The following is a 2,766-nucleotide window of genomic DNA, read 5'->3' on the forward strand; positions in this document are numbered from 1 at the left end:
TTCCTGGAACTCGGCCCGGACGGTGTCCTGACCGCGATGGCGGCCGAGTCCGCCGACGCCGATGCCGTATTCGCCGCGGTGCTCCGCAAGGACCGCGACGAGGAGACGACCACCCTCCAGGCCCTGGCCCGCCTCTACGTCGACGGCGCCAAGGTCGACTGGACGGCTGTCTTCACCGGCACGGGTGCCCAGCACGTCGACCTGCCGACCTACCCCTTCCAGCACCAGCGTTACTGGCCCGCTGCGCCGTTCGTCCGAGGCGGGGATGTCAGCTCCGCCGGCCTCGAACCGGCTGGGCACCCGCTCCTGGGTGCCGCCGTTGAACTGGTCGACACGGACGGGTTCTTGCTCACGGGCCGTCTGTCGCTGCAGTCGCACCCGTGGCTTGCGGATCACGAGGTGATGGGCTCCGTTCTCGTGCCGGGCACAGCCCTGGTCGAGCTGGCCCTGCGGGCGGGTGACGAGGTCGGCTGCGGAGCGGTGGAGGAACTGACTCTCTCCGCACCGCTCGTGCTGCCCGAGTCGGGTGGTGTACGGGTGCAGGTGTGGGTGGGCGGACTCGACGAGTTCGGCCGTCGAGCCGTGAGGGTGCACTCCCGCCCCGATCACGGAGGCGAGGGCGGGTGGACACAGCACGCCAGTGGCCTGATCGCGCCTGCGACCGCCGCGCCCTCTTCGTTCGACACCGCGATGTGGCCGCCGGCTGGGGCCGAGGTGCTGGACGTGACCGGCACGTACGAGACCTTCCTGGAGGCCGGGTTCGGGTACGGCCCGGTGTTCCAGGGGCTCACCGCTGCCTGGCGGCTCGGCCACGAGGTGTTCGCCGAAGTCGCATTGCCCGACGACGCGCACGCCGAGGCGTTCGGCGTACACCCGGCACTTCTCGACGCCGCGCTGCACGCATCGGTCTTCACCGGCGACGAAGAACCGGGGCAGGGAAGGGTGCCGTTCTCCTGGTCAGGAGTGACGCTGCATGCCGTCGGGGCCTCGTCCGTCAGGGTCCGGTTGTCACGGAGCGACGATGGCGCCGTGTCGGTGGCGGTCGCGGACACCGCGGGAACACCGGTCGCAACGGTCAGGTCCCTGGTCACTCGCCCGGTGTCGGCCGAACAGCTGGGCTCCGCCAACGCCCACATCCGGGACTCCCTGTTCGCACCGGAGTGGTCTCCGGTGCGGGTTACGAGCGAGGAGCCGGTCTCCTACGTGGAGTGCGGCCTGGACGCTTTGCCGGTCGAGCCGGCCGCCGTGGTCGTCGTACGGATCGAATCCGCCCACGTCGACGACGTGGTGGGATCGGTGCACGCTGTGACCTCGCGAGTGCTGGAGCTGGTGCAGTCATGGCTGGCCGAGGAGCGGTTCGTCGACTCCCGCCTGGTGTTCGTGACATCTGGTGCCACGACCGGCGCGGATCTGGCCGGTGCCGCGGTGTGGGGTCTGGTGCGGTCGGCGCAGTCCGAGCACCCGGGACGGTTCGGTCTGGTGGACCTCGATGGCGAGGACGCGGCGCGGATGCTGCCGCGCGTGCTGGGTTCGGACGAGCCGCAGCTGGCGGTCCGGGACGGTGAAGTGCTGGCTGCCCGGTTGGCCCGAAGCTCCGCGCTCCAGGCGCCCCAACCGTTGTGGGACGGTGCGGGGACAGTTCTCGTCACGGGCGGTACGGGTGGTCTGGGCCGGACGATCGCCCGGCATCTTGTCACCGAGCACGGCGTACGGGACCTGCTGCTCGTGAGCCGGCGCGGTCCCGCGGCGCCGGGCACCGAAGAACTGGTCGCCGAGCTTCAGGACCAGGGCGCGCGCGTCGCGGTCGAGGCATGTGACCTGGCCGACCGAATGGCTCTGGCCACCCTGATCGCCCGCCATCCGGTACGGGCCGTGGTCCACAGCGCGGGCGTGCTCGACGACGGCGTCGTCGCCTCCCTCACCCCCGAGCGGCTGGCCACCGTGCTGCGGCCCAAGGTCGACGCGGCCTGGAACCTCCACGAGGCCACCAAGGACCTCGACCTTTCCGCGTTCGTCGTCTTCTCCTCGGTGGCTGCGACCTTCGGCAGCATCGGGCAGGCCAACTACGCGGCGGGCAACGCCTTTCTCGACGGCTTGGCCCAGTACCGACGAGCGGCCGGCCTGCCGAGCGTGTCGCTGGCCTGGGGACCTTGGGCTCAGACCGAAGGCATGACGGGCGAACTGAGCACTGCAGAGGTAGAGCGCATCGCCCGACTGGGCATGCCCGCCATCACGCCTGAACTGGGACTGGCGCTTTTCGACGCCGCGTTGGCCGTCGGCCGGCCGGTGACGCTGCCGGTGCGCCTGGACTTCGGCGCCATCCGGGCGCACGGCGAAGTCCCCGCGCTGCTGCGCGGTCTGATCCGTTCACGCCCGGCGCGTGGTACGGCCGTCGGGACGGCCACGGCCGCAGGTCTGGCCCAGCGGCTGACCGGGCTGCGCGAGGCCGAACGGCGCGAAGAAGTGCTCGCTCTTGTACGGACTCAGATCGCCGCCGTGCTCGGACACACCGGTTCGGACTCGATCGACCCCACGCGAGCCTTCCAGGAGCTCGGCTTCGACTCTCTCACGGCGGTCGAACTCCGCAACCGCCTCGGCACGGTCAGCGGCCTGCGCCTGCCGACGACGGTCGTCTTCGACTACCCGACGGCCGACGCGCTGACCGGGTTCGTCCTCGACGAGTTGTTCGGTGGGGAGGTTGAGTCGGCGGAGCTGGTGCCGGTGAGGTCGGTGGTGGCTGATGACCCGGTGGTGATCGTGGGTATG

At 70.8% G+C, this 2,766-nt stretch carries 1 protein-coding gene; it reads left to right on the forward strand.

Annotated elements, in window-relative coordinates:
• Positions 1-2,766: type I polyketide synthase (locus FB157_RS46935; RefSeq protein WP_145887967.1), on the forward strand; the 2,766-nt coding region annotated here is incomplete at both ends.

This window comes from Streptomyces sp. BK340 (assembly GCF_007827595.1).
Classification (GTDB): Bacteria; Actinomycetota; Actinomycetes; order Streptomycetales; family Streptomycetaceae; genus Streptomyces.